The sequence below is a fragment of the Aeromonas bestiarum genome (assembly GCF_028751155.1).
GTDB classification, from domain to species: domain Bacteria; phylum Pseudomonadota; class Gammaproteobacteria; order Enterobacterales; family Aeromonadaceae; genus Aeromonas; species Aeromonas bestiarum.
Map to the genome: position 1 here is coordinate 4,488,994 of NZ_CP064746.1, position 21,019 is coordinate 4,510,012.

Sequence of the window (21,019 nt, forward strand, 5' to 3'; positions counted from 1 at the left end):
CTCTCTATCTGTTTTTTGTAGGGAATGCTGTACACCAATTGAACTGGCGCCAGCCTAATGTAATCAGTTTGTTGTGTGATGTTCTGTGATCCTGACAACAAAATGAAAACGTTTACACTCTGTTACATAGCAACAAAACAATTAAATATCATATGGTTATGAGTAATCATTTTCGACTGAGGCCTTATCGCCACCTCAGTCGACCCAACCATGGCTCAGATTCAGCGTAGAACACAGTTCCAATAGTAGCCGCCCGGCTGCAACCAATATTCCGGTCGCACGCTCTGACTCCAGGAGTCATCGCCCCCAATCCCCATGTGGAAGCCATCGAGGCAGAGATGCAGGCCCCCCTCGGCCACCAGATCTGTCTGGTGACGGGCCTGGGCCAGCTGCTGCTGGCTGTAGCGGCTGACGCTGAAATGGAACTGCCCCTCGACGGCATTCTCGCCAAGCTGCAGTTGACGGGTATCACAGCGCAGCCCGTTGTCGGTCGGGAATACATAAGGGGTATGCAGGTCCGCCAGCGGTAACTGCCAGCGACCGAAGTCGGCACCGAGCAGACGATCCGGATAGTTCTCGTGAGGGCCCAGACCCAGCCAGCTCAACTCTGCCACCTCGTCGACCAGCCAGAGCAGGGCGCCGATGCGGGGCAACGACGGCATGCCGGCCGCAACCTCGACGGCTATGGTGAGCGCCATGGCACCGTCCGCACCGAAGCTGTGCTGCCAGCGGGTCGACAGCTTGAGCGTCCCCTGGACGAAGTAACCGTGCCTGACCAGCACGCGGCCATGATGGGGATCCACCTCCAGCCCAAGACAGCGATGCTCCAGCTCGTTGAGGCCGGCGCCTTGCCAGCGGGCAATCCAGGCGTTGGGATCTATGTGATCCGCCTCGCTGGCGCCTATGTCGTTGTCGAGCGGCGCGCGATAGAAGTGATCGGCAATGGCATCCTGCAGCCGTTCGCGGCCATGTTTCTGCCAACTGCGGATGCGGCCGCTGCTTTTGTCCAGTTGCCACTCGCTGCCAGCCGCACAGACAAGCCAATGATCCGGCTGCTCCTTTATCGTGGCGGGGTTAAACGCCGCCGGTATCGCCATCGGCGTTGGCAGCATAAATTGCTGGCGCGCCACCTCATGCTCGGGCTCGGCCCAGGCCGTGGCGGCGGGTTGCACTATGGCCAGATCCAGCCAGGCGAGGGAGCCCGCCGCAAAGGCCGGCAGCGTATCCAGCAGGATCAGTACCACGCTGGTCCTGGGCGCCAGGCTGAGTGGGCATTCACCCTGTTGCAGCACAAGGCCGTTCTCGCACAGTTGCCAGCGCAGCAACTCGTTGTCCGTACTGCGGAACAGATACTCGCTGCGAATTTCGACCCGCAGCGGCGCCTGGCTTTGCAGCGTCAGCACAAAAGGTTGCTGGGCCCGTTTCGCCTCGAACAGGGCGGGATGGGGCGTCCGATCCGGGAACAGCAGGCCGTTGCAGCAGAACTGGCGGTCATTGGGCTGGTCGCCGAAGTCACCGCCATAGGCCCAGTAGTGGCGGCCATCGTCGGTCTGCTTGTCGAGCCCCTGATCCACCCAATCCCACACGAAGCCACCCTGCAGCCTGGGATGATCGCGAAATGCCTGCCAGTAGTGGGCAAAGCCCCCCAGGCTGTTACCCATGGCGTGGGCGTATTCGCAGAGGATGAGTGGCCGGGTCTCGCCCGGCAGGCCGATCCACTTGGCCAGCGCCCACTTGGGCACCGCCGGGAAGGGCTGGTCCTGATGGGTGCGGGCATACATGGGGCAGATGATGTCGGTGGCCGGGGTATCGGCCCCGCCCCCTTCGTACTGTACCGGACGGCTCGGATCCGCCTGCCTGGCCCAGCCATACATGGCATCGTGGGCCGGGCCGTAGCCCGACTCGTTGCCAAGGGACCAGATGATGATGCTGGGGTGGTTGAAGTCACGGGCCACCATGCGGGTGACCCGCTCCAGGAAGGCGTTGCTCCAGGCCGGATCCCGCGCCAACCGCCCCATGGGGGTCATGCCGTGGGTCTCCAGATTCGCCTCATCCACCACATAGAGGCCGAGCCGATCGCACAGGCGGTAAAGCTCGGGGTGATTGGGGTAATGGGAGCAGCGCACCGCGTTGAAGTTGTGCCGCTTCATCAGCAGCAGGTCCTGCTCAATGGCGGCAAGAGTCACCACATGGCCCCTGGCTGCATCGTGTTCGTGCCGGTTGGCGCCGCGGATCAGCAGGGGCTGGCCGTTGACCCGCAGCAGACCGCCCTTGATCTCCACCGCCCGAAAGCCCACGTCATAGGCCTCGCTCTCGATGGGCTCGCCCTGCTCGCCGAGCAGGGTCAGGGTCAGTCGATAGAGGTGAGGCGTCTCGGCGCTCCACTTGCGCGGGGCCGCCACCTCGAGCCAACACTCGGCGCGATCCTCATAGGCCCCCTTCTCGTCGATGGCTGCCGTGCCGAGCCGCTGACGCAGGGTCGCCACCCGCTCTGTGCCGTCGTAGAGGCTGACCTCCACCGACAGGCCCGCTGCGTTGGCGGCCTGCAGCTCGATATTGAGACGAGCATCCCGATAGCAGGCATCCAGCTCGGGCGTAACCCGGATATCCATCAGATGACGGGCCGGTTTGTGCAGCAGAGTGACGGAGCGGAAGATGCCGCTCAGGCGCCACATGTCTTGATCCTCCAGATAGGAGCCATCTGACCAGCGCAGCACCAGCACAGCCAGCCGGTTGCCACCGGCCTGCAGGAAGGGGCTCAGATCGAATTCGGCAGGCAGCCGGCTGTCCTGGGAGTAACCCACCCAGCGGCCATTGCAGAACAGGTAGAAGGCGCTGTCGACCCCGTCGAAGATGATGCGGGTCTGTCCGCCGGCCAGCCAGTCAGCAGGCAACTCGAATTCGCGAGAGTAGCAGCCGGTCGGATTGGCGGCCGGCACCCTGGGCGGATCACAGGGGAAGGGATACTTGATGTTGGTGTAGATGGGGCCGTCCGTGAGCGGACGTGACGCCGGGTAGGCGGCATCCAGCTGCCAGTTGCCCGGCACCCTGATGGCACACGCCTGCGGCAGATCCTGCGTCAGCCAGCCATCGGGCACCCGCTCGGGCGCCTCGAAGAAGGAAAAGCGCCATTCGCCATCCAGCAGCAGGCGGGACGGCGAAGCGAGATCGGCACGGGCGTCGGCCTCACTGCGCCAGCTGAACAAGGGGGTATGGGCAGCCAGACGATTCACCGATGTAATCGCCTGGGTCTGCCAATCCTGACGGGCCACTATCTCCCTGAGCATTCTTCTCTCTCCCTGCATGAACGCCGAAAACGTATGCAGTGTAGGGGAGTTTTGCCCGGTGATCGGCGATCTCGCTCACACAGATGTAAACGATTACACTTATTTTGTTAAGTAAAACAGGGTAAAAATGAGCTAAATGAAGGTAAAAGACCGAGCCCCCGGATCACAGGCCTGAAAAACGGCGATCCGGGGGAGGAAAGAGGCATGAATAGAGGGGGTCAGGCCCGCACAGGTGCCACGGAGTGGCGATTGATCAGGGTCGGCGTGTAAATGCGGCTCTGCACCGACTCGCACTCACCCGCCGCCAGCTGCAATGCCAGCTTGGCCGCCTGGGCCGCCATCAGCTCGATGGGATAGCGCATGGTGGAGAGCTTGGGTCTCAGGTATCTGGCGTAGATGATGTCATCGAAGCCCACCACCGAGACCTCCTCCGGCACCTTGAGGCCGTTGTCGGCCAGCACAGAGATGGCGCCGGCCGCCATGGCATCGTTGTAGGCCACCACGGCCGTGATGGGCTGTCCCTTGGCCAGCAGGTTGAGCATGGCGCGCTCCCCCCCCTCCTCGTTGGGCATGCCGCTCTCCACCAGCTCGGGATCGGCGAACAGCCCAGCCTCGGCCAGCGCATCCTGATAACCCTGCAGCCGCAAGGTGGCATCCTCGATGACGTGATCCGAACTGAGGAAGGCGATGTGACGGTGGCCCAGCTCCAGCAGATGACGGGTCGCCGTGGCGGCCCCCTGCCGGTTGTTGAGGGCGATGCAGCGCCCCTTCAGGGCCGGGATGTCGCGGTTGATCAACACCATGCCGGGCACCCGCTGGGCGTAGTCGATCAGCTCCTCGTCGCTCAGTGCCTTGCTGTGCACCACCAGCGCCTCGCAGCGCTTGCCGATCAGCAGCTCGATGGATTCCCGCTCTTGCTGCGCCCGGTGAAAACCATTACCCATCAACAGGTGCAACCCCTGTTCCACCGCAATCGCCGCGACCCCCTTGATCAGGGCGCCGAAGAAGGGATCCGCCACGTCACCCACCAGCACCCCCATGGTGTCACAGGTCCTGCTGACCAGCGCACGGGCATTGGCGTTGGGGGTGTAGCCCAACTCGGCCATGGCCTTCTGCACCACCTCGCGGGAGGCAGCGCTGGCCTTGGGTGAGTTGTTCATCACCCGTGAAACCGTTGCCACAGATACCTTGGCCAAACGGGCGACATCCTTGATGGTGCTCATGCTGTTTTCACTTATTTCACGGTTCAAGACGGCGCCATTATACCGAGCAATGTCACTGATAACAGGGGAAAAAGCCACATAGCTGCATTTATGACCACAGCAACAAGTGTAATCGTTTCCACATATTTGTTAACCAGTTCACAGTTTACCCGTCGGAGCCTCGGCTAGACTCCTTCACAGGCTTTTTTAGCGTGGAGAAGAGGATGAAAGTACTGGTCACCGGCGGCTGCGGCTACATCGGCAGCCACACCTGTCTGGCCTTGCAGGCCGCGGGAATGGAACCCGTGGTGGTGGATAACCTCTGCAACAGCAAGGCGGGCGTACTGGCTCGCATCGCCGCCATCAGCGGGCGTGAACCCCTCTTCTATCAGGGGGACATTCGTGATCCGGCCCTGCTGGATCGCATCTTCGGCGAGCAACAGATAGCCGCCGTGATCCACTTCGCCGCCCTCAAGGCGGTCGGTGAATCGACCCGTCTCCCCCTCGAATACTACGAGAACAATCTGGGCGGCACCCTCACCCTGCTGCAGGCGATGAAACGCGCCGGGGTCAGCAGCCTGGTGTTCAGCTCGTCGGCCACCGTCTATGGCGATCCGGCCAGCACGCCCATCCGGGAGGATTTCCCGCGCAGCGCCACCAATCCCTACGGGCGATCCAAGCTGATCATCGAGGAGATCCTCGAGGATCTGCAGCGGGCCGAGCCCCACTGGAGCATGACGCTGCTGCGCTACTTCAATCCGGTCGGCGCCCACGACTCAGGCACCCTGGGGGAAGATCCCCAGGGCATACCCAACAACCTCATGCCGTTTTTGACCCAGGTCGCCATCGGCCGCCGCGACTCTCTCTCCGTCTTTGGAAACGATTACCCCACCGTCGATGGCACCGGGGTGCGCGACTACATCCACGTGATGGATCTCGCCGAGGGGCACGTCAAGGCGCTGCAACATTGCGCCAGGCAGGGGGGCGTACACGTCTACAACCTGGGCACGGGCCAGGGCCAGAGCGTGTTGCAGATGGTCGCGGCGTTCGAAGCCGCTTCCGGTCGGCCGCTGCCCTATCGCATCGAACCCAGGCGCCCAGGCGACATCGCCGAGTGCTGGGCCGATCCCGCCAAGGCCGAGCGCGAGCTGGGCTGGCGTGCCAGCCGCGACCTCGCAACCATGTGCACCGACAGCTGGCGCTGGCAGTCTGCCAATCCGCAGGGGTACGAGGCGTGAACATGCCCAGTGCGACTCGCCCTCCCTCGTCCGCCCAGCAGGCGGCCAATCCATCCATTTCATCAGGTAATGAGGAGTGATGATGTTCAACCCGGTTGATCACCCCCACCGTCGTTTCAACCCGCTGACCGGTCAATACGTGCTGGTCTCCCCCCACAGGGCCAAGCGCCCCTGGCAAGGCCAGGTCGAGAAGGTCAGTCAGGCGCCGAGCCAATCCCACGATCCGGATTGCTTCCTCTGCGCGGGCAACCAGCGCGTCACCGGCGACCAGAACCCGGACTATCAGGGCACCTTCGTCTTCACCAACGACTTCGCCGCCCTGATGCAGGACACCCCGGCCACCGACGCGGCACAGGATCCCCTGCTCAAGCTGGAAGCCGCCCGCGGCACCAGCCGGGTCATCTGCTTCTCGCCGGATCACGGCAAGACACTGCCCGAGCTGCCGCTCCCCGCCATAGAGGCGGTGATCACCACCTGGATGGAACAGGTGGCCGAGCTGTCAGCCCAGTGGGAATGGGTGCAGGTGTTTGAAAACAAGGGCGCCGTCATGGGCTGCTCCAACCCCCACCCTCACGGCCAGCTGTGGGGCAGCGATTTTCTGCCCAACGAGATCGCCCGCGAAGAGCAGCACCAGCGCGACTGGCTGGCCGAGCACGGCCGCCCGCTGCTGGTTGAATATGTGGAGCGGGAGCTGGCGGATCGCACCCGCATCGTAGTGGAAACCGCACACTGGCTGGCCGTCGTTCCCTTTTGGGCCGCCTGGCCGTTCGAAACCCTGCTGCTGCCCAAGACCCATGTGCCCTCCCTGCTCGGCCTCACCCCCGAGCTGCAGCAGGATCTGGCGGTGGCGCTCAAGGAGCTCACCAGCCGTTACGACAACCTGTTCGAGTGCAGCTTCCCCTACTCCATGGGCTGGCACTTCGCGCCGCCGCACTCCGACTGCCCGGAAGCCTGGCAACTGCACGCCCACTTCTATCCGCCCTTGCTGCGCTCCGCTACGGTGCGCAAATTTATGGTGGGCTTCGAGATGCTGGCCGAGACCCAGCGCGATCTGACGCCGGAACAAGCCGCAGAACGACTGCGCGCCCTGAGCCCCATTCACTACAACCAGATCAGCCAAGCCAATGAGGAGGCCCTATGACCCCCAGCCAACGCGTCAGCGCCGTTTTTGCAGAGCAGTTTGAGCAGCAACCCGACCTGCTGGTGCGCGCCCCCGGTCGCGTCAACCTCATCGGCGAACACACGGACTACAACGACGGCTTCGTGCTGCCCTGCGCCATCGACTACGAGACCTGCGTCGCCATCGGCCTGCGCGATGACAGCCTGGTGCACGTGATCGCCGCCGACTACGGCAACCAGCGCGACCTGTTCGATCTGAACCAGCCCATCACCCACCATGCCGATCAGCGCTGGAGCGACTACATCCGCGGCGTGGTGAAATACCTGCAGGTGCGCGGCCATGCGCTGCGCGGCCTCAACCTGGTGGTCTCGGGCAACGTGCCGCAGGGCACAGGCCTGTCGTCGTCCGCTTCGCTGGAGGTGGCCATAGGCCAGGCCTTCAAGGAGGCGCTGGGGCTCGACATCAGCCAGGCCGAGATCGCGCTCAACGGCCAGCAGGCGGAGAACCAGTTCGTCGGCTGCAACTGCGGCATCATGGATCAGATGATCTCCGCCAGCGGCAAGCAGGATCATGCCCTGCTGCTCGACTGCCGCTCGCTCCAGACCCGCCTCATCCCCATGCCCCCCGATCTGGCGGTGCTGATCGTCAACTCCAACGTGCGCCGCGGTCTGGTGGACAGCGAATACAACACCCGCCGTCAGCAGTGTGAAACCGCCGCCCGCCACTACGGGGTCAAGGCACTGCGCGACCTCGACATGGCCACGCTGGAGGCGGGCAAGGCCGGGCTGGATGAGGTCTGCTACCGCCGCGCTCGCCACGTGGTGGGCGACAATACCCGCACCCTGGCCGCCGCCGATGCGCTGGAGTCCGGCGATCTGGTGCGCCTCGGCGAACTGATGGCCGAGTCCCACGCCGCCATGCGCGATGACTTCGAGATTACCGTGCCCCCCATCGACGGTCTGGTGGAGATCATCAAGGCCAGGCTTGGCCGCGAAGGCGGTGTGCGGATGACGGGCGGCGGCTTCGGCGGCTGCGTGGTTGCCCTGCTGCGCCCGGCGCAGGTCGCCGAGGTGATTGCCGCCGTCGACGCCGAGTATCCGGCCCGCTTCGGCCTCAAGGCCGACAGCTATGTCTGCCGCGCCAGCGCGGGGGCGGGAAAACTATGAGCCCATTTATGATGCAGGCCGGCGGCTACGTCTGCCGGATCGGCAACACAGGTGCAGGCAAGCTATGAGCAACGCCATGATCCCGTTCGAGCTGGAAAACGAAGAGGGGCTGCGCCTGCGCGGCCTCGATGTTGGCGCCACCCTCACCTCCCTCACCCTGCCGGTCGCGGGTAAGCACCGCGAGGTGCTGCTGGGCTGCGCCGATGAGGCCTATCCTGCGCAGCAGGTGTGGCTGGGTGCGGTGGCGGGGCGTTTTGCCAACCGCATCGGCGGCGCCGAACTGGTGCGCGATGGCCGGCACTGGCCGCTGGATGCCAATCAGGCCCCCCACTGCCTGCACGGCGGACGGGAGGGGTTTCATCGCCAGCGCTGGCAGATCAAGGAGCTGGAGGCGGACAGGGTCAAGCTCGTCCTGCTGTCGAAGGCGGGCGATCAGGGCTTTCCCGGCAACTTGCGAGTGACTCTGGAGTACCGGCTGGAACAGTACGACCTGGTGGTCGATTTCAGGGCCAGCACGGATGCGCCGACCCCGGTCAGCCTCACCAGCCACGCCTACTTCAACCTGGATGGGGGCGGCGATGTGCGCGACCACACCATCAGCCTCCACGCCGACCGCTTTCTGCCGACCGATGAGAGCGGTCTGCCGCTGGCCATTGCGCCGGTGGAGGGCCCCTTCGATCTGCGCGCCCCGCGCCCCATGGGCCAGGATTGGCTGAGCCATCCCCAGCAACGGCAGGCCAGGGGGTACGATCACGCCTTCCTGCTCAATCATCCGCAGCATGATGGCCCGGAGCAGACCTGGGCCGCGCGAGTGATCTCCGGCGATCGGCAGCTGGCAATGGAGGTCTACAGCAACCAGCCTTCGCTGCAGTTCTACACCGGCAACTGGCTGGCCAACACGCCGAGCCGCAGCGGCCAGCCGCATCAGGATTACGACGGCTTCTGTCTGGAGGCACAGCAGTTGCCGGACAGCCCCAACCGGCCCGAGCTCGGTGATCCCTGGCTGCTGCCGGGGCACTACTACCACCACCAGACCCGTTATCGCTTTATCGCCGCCAGCTGACCCCGACGCCCTCCGGCAGACCTACGCTGACAACCACAGGCGAGGCCGAGATGGCGTCATCATGCAGCTACACTCTGGCCCCGCGCCCTCTTCTCCCACGCAGACATAGCGAATGAAGAGGGCTCGGGCTCACCCATTACATCAGCTCGTAAACAAGTCCACGCAAGGAGTCGTTATGGATGAACACTACCTAGCCGCGCCCGACCGCTATCAGCGCCAGCCCTATCGACCCGCCGGCCGCCACGGCCTGCGCCTGCCCAGCATAGGTCTCGGGCTCTGGCACAACTTCGGCGAGGGAAGCGATCCCGCCAGGGTGAAGGCCATGGTGCACCAGGCGTTCGATCTGGGCATCACCCACTTCGATCTGGCCAACAACTACGGGCCGCCCCCCGGCTCCGCCGAGACCACCTTCGGCCGCGTGCTCAAGGGCAGTCTGGCCCCCTACAGAGACGAGCTGATCATCGCCAGCAAGGCGGGCTATGTGATGTGGGACGGCCCCTACGGGGATGGCGGCAGCGCCAAGTACCTGTTTGCCAGCCTGCACCAGAGCCTGCGCCGGCTCGGCCTCGACTATGTGGACATCTTCTATCACCACAGGCCGGATCCCCGCACCCCGCTGGAGGAGACCTGTCAGGCGCTGGCACTCATGGTGCGTCAGGGCAAGGCGCTCTATATCGGCCTATCCAACTACCCGGCACAGCTTGCCGCCCAGGCAGCGACCCGGCTGGCGGAGCTGGGTACTCCCTGTCTGGTCAATCAGCTCAAATACTCCCTGTTCCAGCGCGACATCGAAGCCGACACCCTGCCGGTCTGTCGCGAGCAGGGGGTGGGCGTGGTGGCCTTCTCGCCGCTGGCGGGCGGCCTGCTCAGCAACCGCTATCTGGCCGGCATACCGGCGGACTCTCGCGCCGCCAGCGGCAGCCCCTTCCTCAAGCCGGAGCAGATCACCGCGGACAAGCTGGCCAGGATCCAGGCCCTGCACGCCCTGGCACAACAGCGGGAGCAGGAGTTGTCACAGCTGGCGTTGCAGTGGGTGTTGCGCGATCCCGTGGTGAGTTGCGCCCTGATCGGCGCCAGCAGCCCCCAGCAGATAGTGAGCGCGGTCGAAGCCCTGGCCCTGCCCCCGCTGGACGAGGCGTTGCAACGACAGATAGAAGCCACCCTGGCCTGACCCGCTCTCAACCTCCCCCATTGCCAGGGGGAGGCCCCAATATTCACTGGTTGCCCGTCTGATTTTCCTCCATCATTGGTCGCCCCGGCTCAGCCCGGGGCCGACTTCATCCGGACCAATCAACCAAGAGATCTGAACCATGACAGAGTCTTACGCCCTGTTTGTCGCCTTCGTGCTGGGCATAGTAGAGGGCCTGACCGAGTTTCTGCCCGTTTCCTCGACCGGCCACATGATCATCGTCGGCCACCTGCTGGGCTTCGAAGGCCCCAAGGCTGCCACCTTCGAAGTGGTGATCCAGATGGGCTCCATTCTCGCGGTCGTGGCCGTCTTCTGGCGCCGCCTGTTCGGCCTGATTGGCATCCACTTCGGCCAGAAGCCGGCGCAGGATCACGCCACCCTCTCCCTGGTGCACATCATCCTCGGCATGCTGCCCGCCGTGCTCATAGGTCTCGCCATTCACAGCTGGATCAAGGCCCATCTGTTCGGCCCTGAAACCGTGATGTATGCCCTGGTCGCCGGTGGCATCTTGCTGATCATCGCCGAGAAATTTCGCCCGGCGGTACGCTCCGAGACCCTGGATGATATCAGCTACCAGCAGGCGTTCGGCATAGGCCTGTTCCAGTGTCTGGCGCTCTGGCCCGGCTTCTCGCGCTCAGGCGCCACCATCAGCGGCGGCATGCTGATGGGGATCAGTCGCCAGGCGGCGGCCGAGTTCTCCTTCATCCTGGCGGTGCCCATGATGGTGGCCGCCAGTGGACTGGATCTCTACAAGAGCCGCGACCTGCTCTCCATGGCCGACTTCCCCATGTTTGCGGTGGGCTTCGTCACCGCCTTCGTGGTCGCCATGATAGCGATCAAGACCTTCCTGGCGCTAATCCGTCGCCTCGACTTCATCCCGTTTGCCATCTACCGCTTCGTGGTGGCCTTCGCCGTCTACCTGGTATTCGTTGCCTGATCCGGCCGCGACACCATGAAAAAAGGGACCTGTCGGTCCCTTTTTCTATTGTTGCCCGTCCTCAATAGAGGCGATGGCTGATGCCGTTGAGCAGCCGCGACAGCCCCTTGGTGAACTGTACCGGCGCATCCTGCACCGTGTAGCAGAGGCAGCCGTCCGGGGTGTGCGGACTGTGGGCGTGGCTGGCATCGCGCCAGATGAAGTCCCCCGCCTGATAGCAGGTGTCGCCATCTTCGATGGTGCCTGCCAGCAGCAGGGTCAGCTCATAGCCCTGATGGGTGTGCTCGGGGATGCGGCCACCGGCTTCTATGTGCAGCAGGCTGGCGCGAGCCCCCAGCTCGTCCAGCGGCAGACTGTGCTGACGAATGGCGCCAATGTGACGCCACTTGGGGGCATGGTGACGCGCCAGCACCCTGGGCAAGCGGTATGACTGGCCCGCCACCTGCAACTCGGGCTGGGGGGGTGCCAACTGGCTGAGTTCCGCCACAGTGGCGACCGGCTGCTGCAGTATGCCGGCCAGCATGGCATCGAGTGCCACCGGCATGCTCTCGCTCATCGTTGCCGGCTGATCTTCTGCCGGCTCCAGATACTGGCGGGCCAGTTCCTCTTCGCAGGCTCGCAGACTGGCAGCACACTCGGGGCAGAGCTCGCAGTGGGCGGAGACACCGACCGCCAGCGGCAGGGGCAGCTCGTCGGCGGCGAAGGCGCGCAACATGGCGTGAGTCGGATGGGTTTTAATCATGGCCTTGCTCCACTTGCTCTTTCAATTTCTGTAATGCCAGTCTGAGGCGGGATTTGATGGTACCGAGCGGCACGCCGAGTCGCTCCGCCAGCTCCTGCTGGGAGAACTCCTGCAGATAGATGCCGCGCACCACCTGCTGTTGCGGTTCCGGCAGGGTGGCGAGGTAGTGCGCCATCTGGCGGGTCAGCACGGCATCTTCACCGCCGCTCAGGTGCTCCTCTTCCGCCCTGAACTCCAGCATGGGCCACAGCTCCTCGGCGCAGAGATCCTCCTTGCTGGCGCGGCGACGGCGCAGCATGTCGAAGCTCTGGTTGCGCATGACGGTGTAGATCCAGGTGGTCGGCGCCCCCTTCTCGGGGTGGTAGAGGCGGGCCTTCTGCCACACCAGCAGCATGGTCTCCTGCACCAGTTCCATGGCGTTGGCCTCGCTGCCGAGGTGACGCAGCCCATAGCTGCGGATGCGCGGCGCGAAGTGATGAAACAGGCGGGCGAAGGCGGCCTTGTCGGCCTGCTCGGCGACCCGGATGAGAAGAGACTTCAGATCGCCATCTGGATTGTCCATGGGGGGCGATATCCTGCGCTGAGTCGATTGGGGTTGGCCAGTATATGCCATTGCGCCATGCCTTGAATGTTGTGGTCATCACCATTACGCCGGGCGTGGCAAAAGGATCACAGGCGGGCCGCAAATTGGCACTCAATGGCTAGCAACCAGCAGGCCGCTCAGCAGGGAGAGCGCAGGCTGGTTGTCGTCCGCCGCCAGCAACCACTGCTTCTGTTCCACGGGAATGGGCAGCACCTCCAGCCAGCGCTGGGCCACCCAGCTGGCATCGTCCCAGTCGGGATCATGGTAGAGGGCCGCATATTCCGGGTAGTCGTTGAACACCTCCTGCAGCGCCCTGGCCAGTGAGTGCTGATCGGCATTGAGCCTGCCCGTCTGCCAGGGCGGCAGCAGTGCCACCTCGCCGACCCTCAGCCCGTCGGGCTCCTGCCACAAATCGACGATCCTGACCCGCTCCATGCCGAGCACGGTAATGCCCAGCAGACCGTCCGGCAGTTGATCGAAATCGATGATCCGCACCCGGGTGGCGATGGGGTACATGTTGCGCAGCGCATCGGGCTGGCGGGGGTCTAGCATGCAGAGCACGAAGCCCTGATCTCCCGCCTCGGCGATCATGCGCTGGTATCTGGGCTCGAAGATGCGCAGCGGCATGATGCCACCGGGCAGCAGGTGAGCCGAGAGGGGAAACAGCGCCAGTTTCATCAGGATATTCCTCTGTGGAAGATACCTGTTGATACGACCGCCGTGGACGGGCAGATCATTCAGACCGAGTTGGAATAAAAAAACCCTTAACAATCAGGGGAAAATAGCCTGGACAAGCCGCTTCGATATGCAGTAGAAATGGATAAGCACCATTTAATCCATTGAATATTCTGGATACTGGTGACAAATGCAGTGAAATATCCGCCCGACCAACTCCGGCGGGCCGTCCCTATAGTTTTCTCGGGCCGATGCGGGTAAAATTCACGCCCTTATATATCAGTCATTTTTCGACGCGCAACCTTGGTGGTCAGTTATGAAAGAGCATATTCATCATCTACTTGAACAAACGGTAGCCAATCTCAAGTCAGCGGGCGTGTTGCCGGCGGACCTGGAAGCCCGGGTGCAAGTAGACCGATGCAAGGAGAAGGCTCACGGTGACCTGGCCACCAACCTGGCCATGCTGCTGGCCAAACCGGCCCGCAAGAACCCCCGTGAGCTGGCCGCTGCCATCATAGAGCACCTGCCCGCCTCGGACCTGATCGCCAAGGTCGAGATCGCCGGCCCCGGCTTCATCAACTTCTTCTTCGACCAGCGCTGGCTGGCCGGTCAGGTGGAAGCCATGGTGACCTCTGCCAACGCCAACGTGAAGTTGCCGACCCCGCAGACAGTGGTGGTGGACTACTCGGCGCCGAACGTGGCCAAAGAGATGGCGGTGCACCACATCCGCTCTACCGTGCTCGGTGACGTAGCCGCCCGTGCCCTGGAATTCCTCGGCCACAAGGTGGTACGCGCCAACCATATAGGTGACTGGGGCACCCAGTTCGGCATGCTGATCGCCTATCTGGAGAAGATGGCCAACGAGCACGCCTCCGACATGGCGCTCAAGGATCTCGAAGCCTTCTACACCCAGGCCAAGCGTTGCTACGACGAAGACGAAGCCTTCGCCGAGCGTGCGCGCAACTACGTGGTCAAGCTGCAGGGTGGCGATGAATACTGCCGCACCATGTGGAAGAAGCTGGTCGACATGACCATGGAGCAAAACCAGATCAACTACGACCGCCTGAATGTCTCTCTGACCAACAAGGACATAATGGGCGAGTCCATGTACAACGACATGCTGCCGCAAATCGTCGATGACCTGAAAGCCCGCGGGCTGGCGGTCGAGAGCGAAGGGGCCACTGTCGTCTTCCTGGACGAATTCAAGAACAAGGATGGCGAGCCCATGGGCGTCATCATCCAGAAGAGCGATGGCGGCTTCCTCTACACCACCACCGACATCGCCTGTGCCAAGTACCGTTACGAGACCCTGGGCGCCGACCGGGTGATGTACTTCATCGACTCCCGTCAGCACCAGCACCTGATGCAGGCCTGGACCATCACCCGCAAGGCGGGCTATGTGCCGGAATCCGTGCCGCTCGAACACCACGCCTTCGGCATGATGCTGGGCAAGGATGGCCGTCCCTACAAGACCCGCTCCGGCGGCACCGTCAAGCTGGTCGACCTGCTCAACGAAGCCGAGGAGCGCGCGAGCGCCCTGCTGGAGAACCGCAACAGCGATCTCTCCGCCGCAGAGAAGGCCGAAGTGGTCCACGCCATCGCCATGGGTGCGGTCAAGTATGCGGATCTCTCCAAGAACCGCACCACAGACTACATCTTCGACTGGGACATGATGCTGTCGTTCGAAGGCAACACGGCCCCGTACCTGCAATACGCCTACACCCGGATCCAGTCCATCTTCCGCAAGGCCGGTGTCAATGCCGAGACCTTGACCGGTACTGTGACCCTGAACGAGGAAGCCGAAGAGGTGCTGGCCCAGAAGCTGATCCAGTTCTCCGATGCGGTCAACGGCGTGGCGGACAAGGGTATGCCGCACCTGCTCTGTACCTACCTGTACGAGCTGTCCGGCAACTTCATGACCTTCTACGAAGCCTGCCCGATCAACAAGGATGGCGTCGACGAAGCCACCCGCCAGAGCCGTCTGCTGCTGTGCGCAGCCACCGCCAAGGTCCTGAAACTGGGTCTGGGCGTGCTGGGTATCCATACCCTGGAGCGCATGTAATAGATGGCAACCCGGGATTACGTCGGCAACAGCCCGAGAAGACGGGCCGGTGGTCGTAACACCAAGAAAGCGGCACCTCGCCGCTTTCCTGTTATCCCGGCACTGCTGGCCGGGGTGCTGCTGGCAGGGTTCGGCGGCTTCCTCTACATGATCAACGGCAAGGGCAGCGATGCCCCCACCATTGAAGAACAGGTCAAGGCCAACAAGCCCAAGGCGCAGAACAACGGTTTGCCGCAGGAGAAGTGGAGCTATATCGAACGGCTGGAGAACAAGCAGGTCGATATCACTGAGCCGCCCCCCCAACCGGGCGTGCTGCCACCGCCCCCTGCCCAGACCCTGACCCTGCAGCCGGAGAAACTGCCGCAGCCGGTGCCGACCGACATCCCCCAGCCGGGTACGCCCATAGGTCAGGTGCAGCCTTACAAGCCGCAACCGGTTCAACCCGCCAAGCCAGCCCCAGTGGCCAGTGCCCAGGAGCAGGTGATCGACCGCAAGGCCGAGCGGGAGCGGATGGAGCGTGAACTGCGGGCCGAGCTGGAACGGGAACGCGCCGAATCCGCCAGGGCTCAGGCAGCGACCCAGCCGGCGCAAACCGCAACGGCGGACAGCGGTCGCTACATGATGCAGTGCGCCGCCCTGCGCTCGCAGGATTCTGCCGAGTCGCTCAAGGCACGTATCGCCTTCGGTGCCGGCCTCTCCTCCAGCCTGCAGGTGGTGAATGGCGCCAACGGCACCGTCTACAAGGTGATGGTGGGTCCCTTCAGCGGCAAGGCGGCCGTCGATGCGGCCAACCGCAAGCTGCAAGGCTCCGGCATCAGCGGCTGCATCCCCAAAAAGGGGTGACCGCCGCCAGCGGATGAGTGATCAGGGCCGGGTTGAAGACTCGGCCCTTTTCTTTTCTGCGCCACGCGTCCCAACGGAAGTCGACCCGTTGCGGATAATCCGCCAGGGTTGAAAAGCGCCAACCCCATCCCCATCTTTCTTGCCATGCACAGTCAGGCCGTTATTCGGCTCAAGCGAGGTAAGTAAAGTGACTACCATAGTTTCTGTCCGCCGCAACGGCCAAGTCGTGATAGGTGGTGATGGCCAGGTATCCCTCGGCAACACCGTCATGAAGGGCAACGCCCGCAAGGTTCATCGTCTCTATAACGGCAAGGTGCTGGCAGGTTTCGCCGGCGGCACCGCCGATGCCTTCACTCTGCTCGAGCGCTTCGAAGCCAAACTGCAGGCCCATCAGGGTAATCTGGAACGCGCCGCCGTGGCGCTGGCCAAAGACTGGCGCACCGATCGCGCCCTGCGCCGTCTTGAGGCCCTGCTGGCGGTCGCCGATGAAAACAAATCCTTCATCATCACAGGCAACGGTGACGTGGTGCAGCCGGAGCATGATCTGATCGCCATCGGCTCGGGCGGCAACTTCGCCCAGTCCGCCGCCACCGCCCTGCTGGAGAACACGGATCTCGACGCCAAGAGCATCGTCGAGAAGTCCCTCAAGATCGCGGGCGACATCTGCGTCTTCACCAACCAGCATCACACGGTCGAAGTGCTGAATTACGATCCGAAAGAAGCCGAGCCCAAGTAAGCCCCCCATTTGCAAGGGGTGGGCCCTGCCCGCCCCGGATACAGGAATGCCATCATGTCCGAGATGACCCCGAGAGAAATCGTCCACGAGCTGGACCGACACATCATTGGTCAGGCCGACGCCAAGCGTGCCGTCGCCGTCGCCCTGCGCAATCGCTGGCGCCGGATGCAGCTCGATGAAGAGATGCGCCACGAGGTGACCCCGAAAAACATCCTGATGATAGGCCCGACCGGGGTCGGCAAGACCGAGATCGCCCGTCGTCTGGCCAAGCTGGCCAACGCTCCCTTCATCAAGGTGGAAGCCACCAAGTTCACCGAGGTGGGCTATGTGGGCAAGGAAGTGGACAGCATCATCCGCGATCTGACCGACGTTGCCATCAAGCTGGTGCGCGAGACCGAGATGGAGAAGATGAAATACCGCGCCGAGGAAGCCGCCGAGGAGCGCATCCTCGACGCCCTGCTGCCCAACCCGCGCAACAGCTGGGGCGAGGAGGAGAAGGCCGACAACTCCAACACCCGCCAGATCTTCCGCAAGAAGCTGCGGGAAGGCCAGCTGGATGACAAGGAGATAGAACTCGAGCTGTCAGCCAGCCCCATGGGCGTCGACATCATGACCCCGCCGGGCATGGAAGAGATGGCCAGCCAGTTGCAGGGGCTGTTCCAGAACCTGGGTCAGAACCAGAAGAAGAAGCGCAAGATCAAGGTCAAAGAGGCCATGAAGGCGCTGATCGAAGAGGAAGCGGCCCGTCTGGTCAATCCGGAAGAGCTGAAGCAGAAGGCGATCGCCGCGGTCGAGAACAACGGCATCGTCTTCCTCGACGAGATCGACAAGATCTGCAAGCGTGGCGAGAGCTCGGGCCCGGATGTCTCCCGCGAAGGGGTACAGCGCGACCTGCTGCCGCTGGTGGAAGGCTGCACCGTCAATACCAAGCACGGCATGGTCAAGACAGACCACATTCTGTTTGTTGCCTCCGGTGCCTTCCAGGTGGCCCGCCCGTCGGATCTCATCCCCGAGCTGCAGGGTCGCCTGCCGATCCGGGTCGAGCTGACCGCGCTCACCACGGATGACTTCGAGCGCATCCTGACCGAGCCGAACGCCTCGCTCACCGATCAGTACCAGGCGCTGATGGCCACCGAAGGGGTCAAGATCGAGTTCACCAAGGATGGCATCCGCCGTCTGGCCGAAGCGGCCTGGCAGGTCAACGAGCGCACCGAGAACATAGGTGCCCGCCGCCTGCACACAGTGATGGAGCGACTGATGGAAGACATCTCCTATGACGCCTCCGAGAAGTCCGGCGAGACCTTCACCATAGACGCCGACTACGTCAACGCCCACCTCGGGGCGCTGATCGAGGACGAGGATCTGAGCCGCTTTATCCTGTAAGCGCGCCCTATCGTTATCATTCAAGACGCCTCCCTTGCGGAGGCGTCTTCGTTTTCGGCTCCCTCCTGGATCGTTTCGACCGGTGCGCCACTGTGGCCTCTTCCCGTCAGCCAGATCGCGCCACCAATCAGCAGGCCACTCAGGGCAAAGCTGGTCTGCATGCCGAACACCAGATCCGCCGGCATGGCCGTGGCCAGGTTGGGCGTTCCCACCAGGGTGGCAAACAGGCCACCGAGTCCGGCCGCCCCCGTCAGCTGGCCCAGATTGCGCGACAGGGTCAGCAAGCCGGCCACGGATCCCCGCGCCTGTTCGGTTGCCGCCCCCACCACTGCGCTGTTGTTGGCGGTCTGGAACAGGGCATAGCCGGCGGTCAGCAGCAGTATGGGCAGCAGATAACCGAGCGGGCCATATCCGGCGCTCAGGGTGGCCAGCCCGAGGAGCGCGCTCATCATGGCCATCAACCCCAGCCGAGCGACCCGGCGCGAACCTAACCTGTCCACCAGCCAGCCGGCAGGCATGCCCGTCAAGGCCGCCAGCAGGGGTCCGCCGGAGATCATGAGCCCGACCGTCGCCATGTCGAGCTCGAACACGCCGTGCAGGTAGAAGGGGCCGATCAGCAGGGTCAGCACCATGACGCTGGCCACCAGCGCACTGGCGAGCAGGCCACCCTTGAGCCGGGAGTCGGCCAGCAGTGCCAGCGGCAGCAGGGGGAAACGGGCACGGCGCTCGCGGCGAACGAACAAGGCAGTGCCAAGCAGTGCTCCCGCCCACCAGCCCAGCGCCAGAGCGCCCCCCGAGGTCAGTGCCAGCCCGTAGCAGAGCAGCGCCACCACCAGCATCGACAGGCTCGCCAGCGTCACCCTCTCTCTTTGTGGCAAAGCCCCCTCAGGTGGCAGGCCGACCATGCCGGCACCCAGCGCCAGCAGGCTGACGGGTACCAGCAGCAGGAAGGGGACCTGCCAGCCAAACCCGCCGATCAGCAGGCCACCGAACGAGGGACCAAGGGCAGTGCCGCAGGCCGAGAGGGTACCGAGCAGCCCCATGCCCCGGCCACGCTGCGCCGCAGGTACAAGCTGCCCCACCATGGCCAGCGCCAGAGAGAGCATGCAGGCCGCACCGACCCCCTGCAGGACACGCGCCGCAATCAACCAGCCTATGGTCGGCGCCAGGGCGCACAGCAGGGATGCCAGCGCAAACAGCGCCACGCCCCCCAGCAACAGGCGGCGCCGGCCAAACCTGTCGCCGAGCCGGCCAGCCACCAGGGTCAGGCAGGTGATCCCCAGCAGGTAGGCCACCAGCACCCACTGCAGGCTGGCGAAGGGGGTGGCAAACGCCTGTCCCAACGCGGGCAGCGCCATGTTGGCCATGCTCCCCGCCAGCATGGGCAACAGGGTGGCCAAACCGAGCGCCAGCAAGCCGGCACGGCGAACCCAGGGAGAGGGAATTATGCTGGGGTATGACATGGATGTGACCTCAAGCGAACCAGGATGACCACAAGGCTAGCCCTGACGCTGATCCGGCGGAAGACGCACGATATGCAGCTTATAGCTGCACGACACGCCATATGAAGCCATGGATTCTCGCGTATGATGAGTCAACGCACAGATATGATCGCCATCGGCTGATCACCCCGCATACCAGGCCGGCGAGGGCACGACCATGAGCACCCCTGATTTCAACCTGCTGATCACCCTGGATGCGCTGCTCGATGAGGGCAGCGTGGCCGGCGCCGCCAGACGGCTGCGCCTCAGCCCCTCCGCCATGAGCCGGGCGCTGGCCCGCCTGCGTGAGACGACCGGGGATCCGCTGCTGGTACGGGCGGGCCGGGGGCTGGTGCCCACGCCGCGCGCCCTGGCCCTGCGCGAACGGGTCAGCCAGCTGGTGCAGGAGGCCGAAGCCGTGCTGCGCCCCCAGCAGGAGATAGATCCGGCTCACCTGGTGCGCACCTTTCGCCTCAGATCCAGCGACGGTTTCGTGGAAAGTGTCGGGGCCGCCCTGCTGGCGCGGCTCGCCGCCGAGGCGCCCGGGGTGCGTCTGCATTTCATGGCCAAGCCCGACAAGGAGAGTCAGCCCCTGCGCGGCGGTGAGCTGGATTTTGAAACCGGCGTGATCGGCACCAATACGGCACCCGAGCTGCATACCCAGGCGCTGTTCCAGGATCGCTTCGTCGCCGTGGTGCGGCCGGGCCATCCACTGTGCGAGGGGCCCCTGACCGCGGTCCGCTATGCCGCCGCCCGCCATGTGCTGGTGTCGCGGCGCGGGCAGGAGCACGGCCCCGTCGACGAGGCGCTCGCCGCCCTGAAGCTGGAGCGTGCCATCGCCACTCTGGTGCCGGGCTTTGCCACTGCGCTGGCGCTGGTGCGGGGCAGCGATCTGGTGGCGACCGTACCCGCCCTGCACTGCGCCTCCCTGCACGCCGATCTGGTGACCCTGCCCCTGCCCTTCCCCTTGCCCGGGATCACCCTGGCCCTGCTCTGGCACCCACGGCTGGACGCCGATCCGGCCCACCGCTGGCTGCGCACCCTCATCCGTGAAACCTGCGCCCGCGCCCCCTATCAGGCCATCCAGAAAGAGCGCTGATCTGCGCCGCCATAACCCGCCGTGCCACCCGGATGCCGCACAGTGAGAGCACCTCTGCCGAGGTGCTTTCTTTCATCATGCCTGGCCAGACGAGCCACCCCTCTTGCCCCCCTTGCTCCATGACAACCAAAGCCCAGAATGCACTACTGGTATACCTATTTATGTATAGCTTTGAATTGTATCGAATTACCCCTGAGGAGATATATAAATAGA

The 21,019-nt window shown here is 63.9% G+C and carries 17 protein-coding genes; 11 read left to right on the forward strand and 6 right to left on the reverse strand.

Annotation, left to right across the window (positions count from 1 at the left end):
* Nucleotides 1-221 precede the first annotated feature (221 nt).
* Both IU367_RS20825 and IU367_RS20830 read right to left on the reverse strand, forming a co-directional pair.
* Nucleotides 222-3,287, reverse strand: a complete 3,066-nt coding sequence (locus tag IU367_RS20825) for a beta-galactosidase (RefSeq protein ID WP_274452976.1) — start codon at nt 3,285-3,287, stop codon at nt 222-224.
* Between the two features lie 218 nt (nt 3,288-3,505).
* The gene (locus IU367_RS20830) at nt 3,506-4,510 is read right to left on the reverse strand and encodes a substrate-binding domain-containing protein (RefSeq protein WP_042870263.1); all 1,005 of its coding nucleotides are present in this window, start codon (nt 4,508-4,510) and stop codon (nt 3,506-3,508) included.
* Between the two features lie 203 nt (nt 4,511-4,713).
* Here IU367_RS20830 and galE point away from each other — a divergent pair, with 203 nt between their 5' ends.
* From galE to bacA, 6 genes are all read left to right on the forward strand, one after another.
* The gene (gene galE / locus IU367_RS20835) at nt 4,714-5,727 is read left to right on the forward strand and encodes a UDP-glucose 4-epimerase GalE (RefSeq protein ID WP_241279312.1); all 1,014 of its coding nucleotides are present in this window, start codon (nt 4,714-4,716) and stop codon (nt 5,725-5,727) included.
* Between the two features lie 82 nt (nt 5,728-5,809).
* Nucleotides 5,810-6,868: a UDP-glucose--hexose-1-phosphate uridylyltransferase gene (locus tag IU367_RS20840; protein ID WP_274452978.1), complete on the forward strand. Its 1,059-nt coding sequence runs from the start codon at nt 5,810-5,812 to the stop codon at nt 6,866-6,868.
* Nucleotides 6,865-8,013: a galactokinase gene (gene galK / locus IU367_RS20845; RefSeq protein WP_274452979.1), complete on the forward strand. Its 1,149-nt coding sequence runs from the start codon at nt 6,865-6,867 to the stop codon at nt 8,011-8,013. Before IU367_RS20840 ends, galK begins: the two co-directional genes overlap by 4 nt.
* Before the next feature lie 64 nt (nt 8,014-8,077).
* Nucleotides 8,078-9,076, forward strand: coding sequence for a galactose-1-epimerase (galM, locus tag IU367_RS20850; RefSeq protein ID WP_274452980.1), 999 nt, complete (start codon nt 8,078-8,080; stop codon nt 9,074-9,076).
* Nucleotides 9,077-9,251: 175 nt separating this feature from the next.
* Nucleotides 9,252-10,247 (forward strand): aldo/keto reductase, encoded by a 996-nt coding sequence (locus IU367_RS20855; protein ID WP_274452981.1) that lies wholly within the window; start codon nt 9,252-9,254, stop codon nt 10,245-10,247.
* Nucleotides 10,248-10,386: 139 nt separating this feature from the next.
* Entirely contained in the window at nt 10,387-11,202 is an 816-nt protein-coding gene (gene bacA, locus IU367_RS20860; protein ID WP_098981591.1) for an undecaprenyl-diphosphate phosphatase, read from the forward strand.
* A 61-nt stretch (nt 11,203-11,263) separates the two neighbouring features.
* Here the strand turns inward: bacA and IU367_RS20865 are convergent, their stop codons facing one another.
* The 3 genes from IU367_RS20865 to IU367_RS20875 form a co-directional block, all read right to left on the reverse strand.
* The gene (locus tag IU367_RS20865) at nt 11,264-11,944 is read right to left on the reverse strand and encodes a ChrR family anti-sigma-E factor (RefSeq protein WP_274452982.1); all 681 of its coding nucleotides are present in this window, start codon (nt 11,942-11,944) and stop codon (nt 11,264-11,266) included.
* Nucleotides 11,937-12,506 carry a sigma-70 family RNA polymerase sigma factor gene (locus tag IU367_RS20870; protein WP_042035936.1) on the reverse strand — a complete coding sequence of 190 codons (570 nt, stop codon included), beginning with the start codon at nt 12,504-12,506 and terminating at the stop codon, nt 11,937-11,939. The genes IU367_RS20865 and IU367_RS20870 overlap by 8 nt, the downstream gene beginning before the upstream one ends.
* A gap of 132 nt (nt 12,507-12,638) precedes the next feature.
* Complete coding sequence (locus tag IU367_RS20875) at nt 12,639-13,205, reverse strand: LON peptidase substrate-binding domain-containing protein (protein ID WP_043142757.1); 567 nt, start codon at nt 13,203-13,205, stop codon at nt 12,639-12,641.
* Between the two features lie 313 nt (nt 13,206-13,518).
* Here IU367_RS20875 and argS point away from each other — a divergent pair, with 313 nt between their 5' ends.
* The 4 genes from argS to hslU all read left to right on the forward strand — a co-directional run bounded on the left by argS (nt 13,519) and on the right by hslU (nt 18,226).
* Complete coding sequence (gene argS, locus IU367_RS20880; RefSeq protein WP_043142759.1) at nt 13,519-15,264, forward strand: arginine--tRNA ligase; 1,746 nt, start codon at nt 13,519-13,521, stop codon at nt 15,262-15,264.
* 3 nt (nt 15,265-15,267) lie between these two features.
* The gene (locus IU367_RS20885; protein ID WP_274452984.1) at nt 15,268-16,107 is read left to right on the forward strand and encodes an SPOR domain-containing protein; all 840 of its coding nucleotides are present in this window, start codon (nt 15,268-15,270) and stop codon (nt 16,105-16,107) included.
* A 187-nt stretch (nt 16,108-16,294) separates the two neighbouring features.
* A complete protein-coding gene (gene hslV, locus IU367_RS20890; RefSeq protein ID WP_043142765.1) occupies nt 16,295-16,843 on the forward strand; it encodes an ATP-dependent protease subunit HslV in 549 nt (182 codons plus the stop codon).
* Nucleotides 16,844-16,897: 54 nt separating this feature from the next.
* Nucleotides 16,898-18,226 carry an HslU--HslV peptidase ATPase subunit gene (hslU, locus tag IU367_RS20895; protein ID WP_043142767.1) on the forward strand — a complete coding sequence of 443 codons (1,329 nt, stop codon included), beginning with the start codon at nt 16,898-16,900 and terminating at the stop codon, nt 18,224-18,226.
* A 20-nt stretch (nt 18,227-18,246) separates the two neighbouring features.
* Here the strand turns inward: hslU and IU367_RS20900 are convergent, their stop codons facing one another.
* Nucleotides 18,247-19,689 carry an MFS transporter gene (locus IU367_RS20900; protein WP_274452985.1) on the reverse strand — a complete coding sequence of 481 codons (1,443 nt, stop codon included), beginning with the start codon at nt 19,687-19,689 and terminating at the stop codon, nt 18,247-18,249.
* A 196-nt stretch (nt 19,690-19,885) separates the two neighbouring features.
* Between IU367_RS20900 and IU367_RS20905 the strand changes: the two genes are divergently transcribed.
* A complete protein-coding gene (locus IU367_RS20905; RefSeq protein ID WP_274452986.1) occupies nt 19,886-20,806 on the forward strand; it encodes a LysR family transcriptional regulator in 921 nt (306 codons plus the stop codon).
* Nucleotides 20,807-21,019: the final 213 nt, after the last annotated feature.

Bases quoted from the DNA above. Each gene is read 5' to 3' on its own strand.
- IU367_RS20905 (WP_274452986.1), top strand. From the start codon at position 19,886: ATGAGCACCCCTGATTTCAACCTGCTGATCACCCTGGATGCGCTGCTC.
- IU367_RS20840 (WP_274452978.1), top strand. From the start codon at position 5,810: ATGTTCAACCCGGTTGATCACCCCCACCGTCGTTTCAACCCGCTGACC.
- IU367_RS20875 (WP_043142757.1), bottom strand. From the start codon at position 13,205: ATGAAACTGGCGCTGTTTCCCCTCTCGGCTCACCTGCTGCCCGGTGGC.
- IU367_RS20865 (WP_274452982.1), bottom strand. From the start codon at position 11,944: ATGATTAAAACCCATCCGACTCACGCCATGTTGCGCGCCTTCGCCGCC.
- argS (WP_043142759.1), top strand. From the start codon at position 13,519: ATGAAAGAGCATATTCATCATCTACTTGAACAAACGGTAGCCAATCTC.
- bacA (WP_098981591.1), top strand. From the start codon at position 10,387: ATGACAGAGTCTTACGCCCTGTTTGTCGCCTTCGTGCTGGGCATAGTA.
- IU367_RS20885 (WP_274452984.1), top strand. From the start codon at position 15,268: ATGGCAACCCGGGATTACGTCGGCAACAGCCCGAGAAGACGGGCCGGT.
- IU367_RS20870 (WP_042035936.1), bottom strand. From the start codon at position 12,506: ATGGACAATCCAGATGGCGATCTGAAGTCTCTTCTCATCCGGGTCGCC.
- IU367_RS20825 (WP_274452976.1), bottom strand. From the start codon at position 3,287: ATGCTCAGGGAGATAGTGGCCCGTCAGGATTGGCAGACCCAGGCGATT.
- IU367_RS20900 (WP_274452985.1), bottom strand. From the start codon at position 19,689: ATGTCATACCCCAGCATAATTCCCTCTCCCTGGGTTCGCCGTGCCGGC.
- IU367_RS20830 (WP_042870263.1), bottom strand. From the start codon at position 4,510: ATGAGCACCATCAAGGATGTCGCCCGTTTGGCCAAGGTATCTGTGGCA.
- galK (WP_274452979.1), top strand. From the start codon at position 6,865: ATGACCCCCAGCCAACGCGTCAGCGCCGTTTTTGCAGAGCAGTTTGAG.
- IU367_RS20855 (WP_274452981.1), top strand. From the start codon at position 9,252: ATGGATGAACACTACCTAGCCGCGCCCGACCGCTATCAGCGCCAGCCC.
- hslU (WP_043142767.1), top strand. From the start codon at position 16,898: ATGTCCGAGATGACCCCGAGAGAAATCGTCCACGAGCTGGACCGACAC.
- galM (WP_274452980.1), top strand. From the start codon at position 8,078: ATGAGCAACGCCATGATCCCGTTCGAGCTGGAAAACGAAGAGGGGCTG.
- galE (WP_241279312.1), top strand. From the start codon at position 4,714: ATGAAAGTACTGGTCACCGGCGGCTGCGGCTACATCGGCAGCCACACC.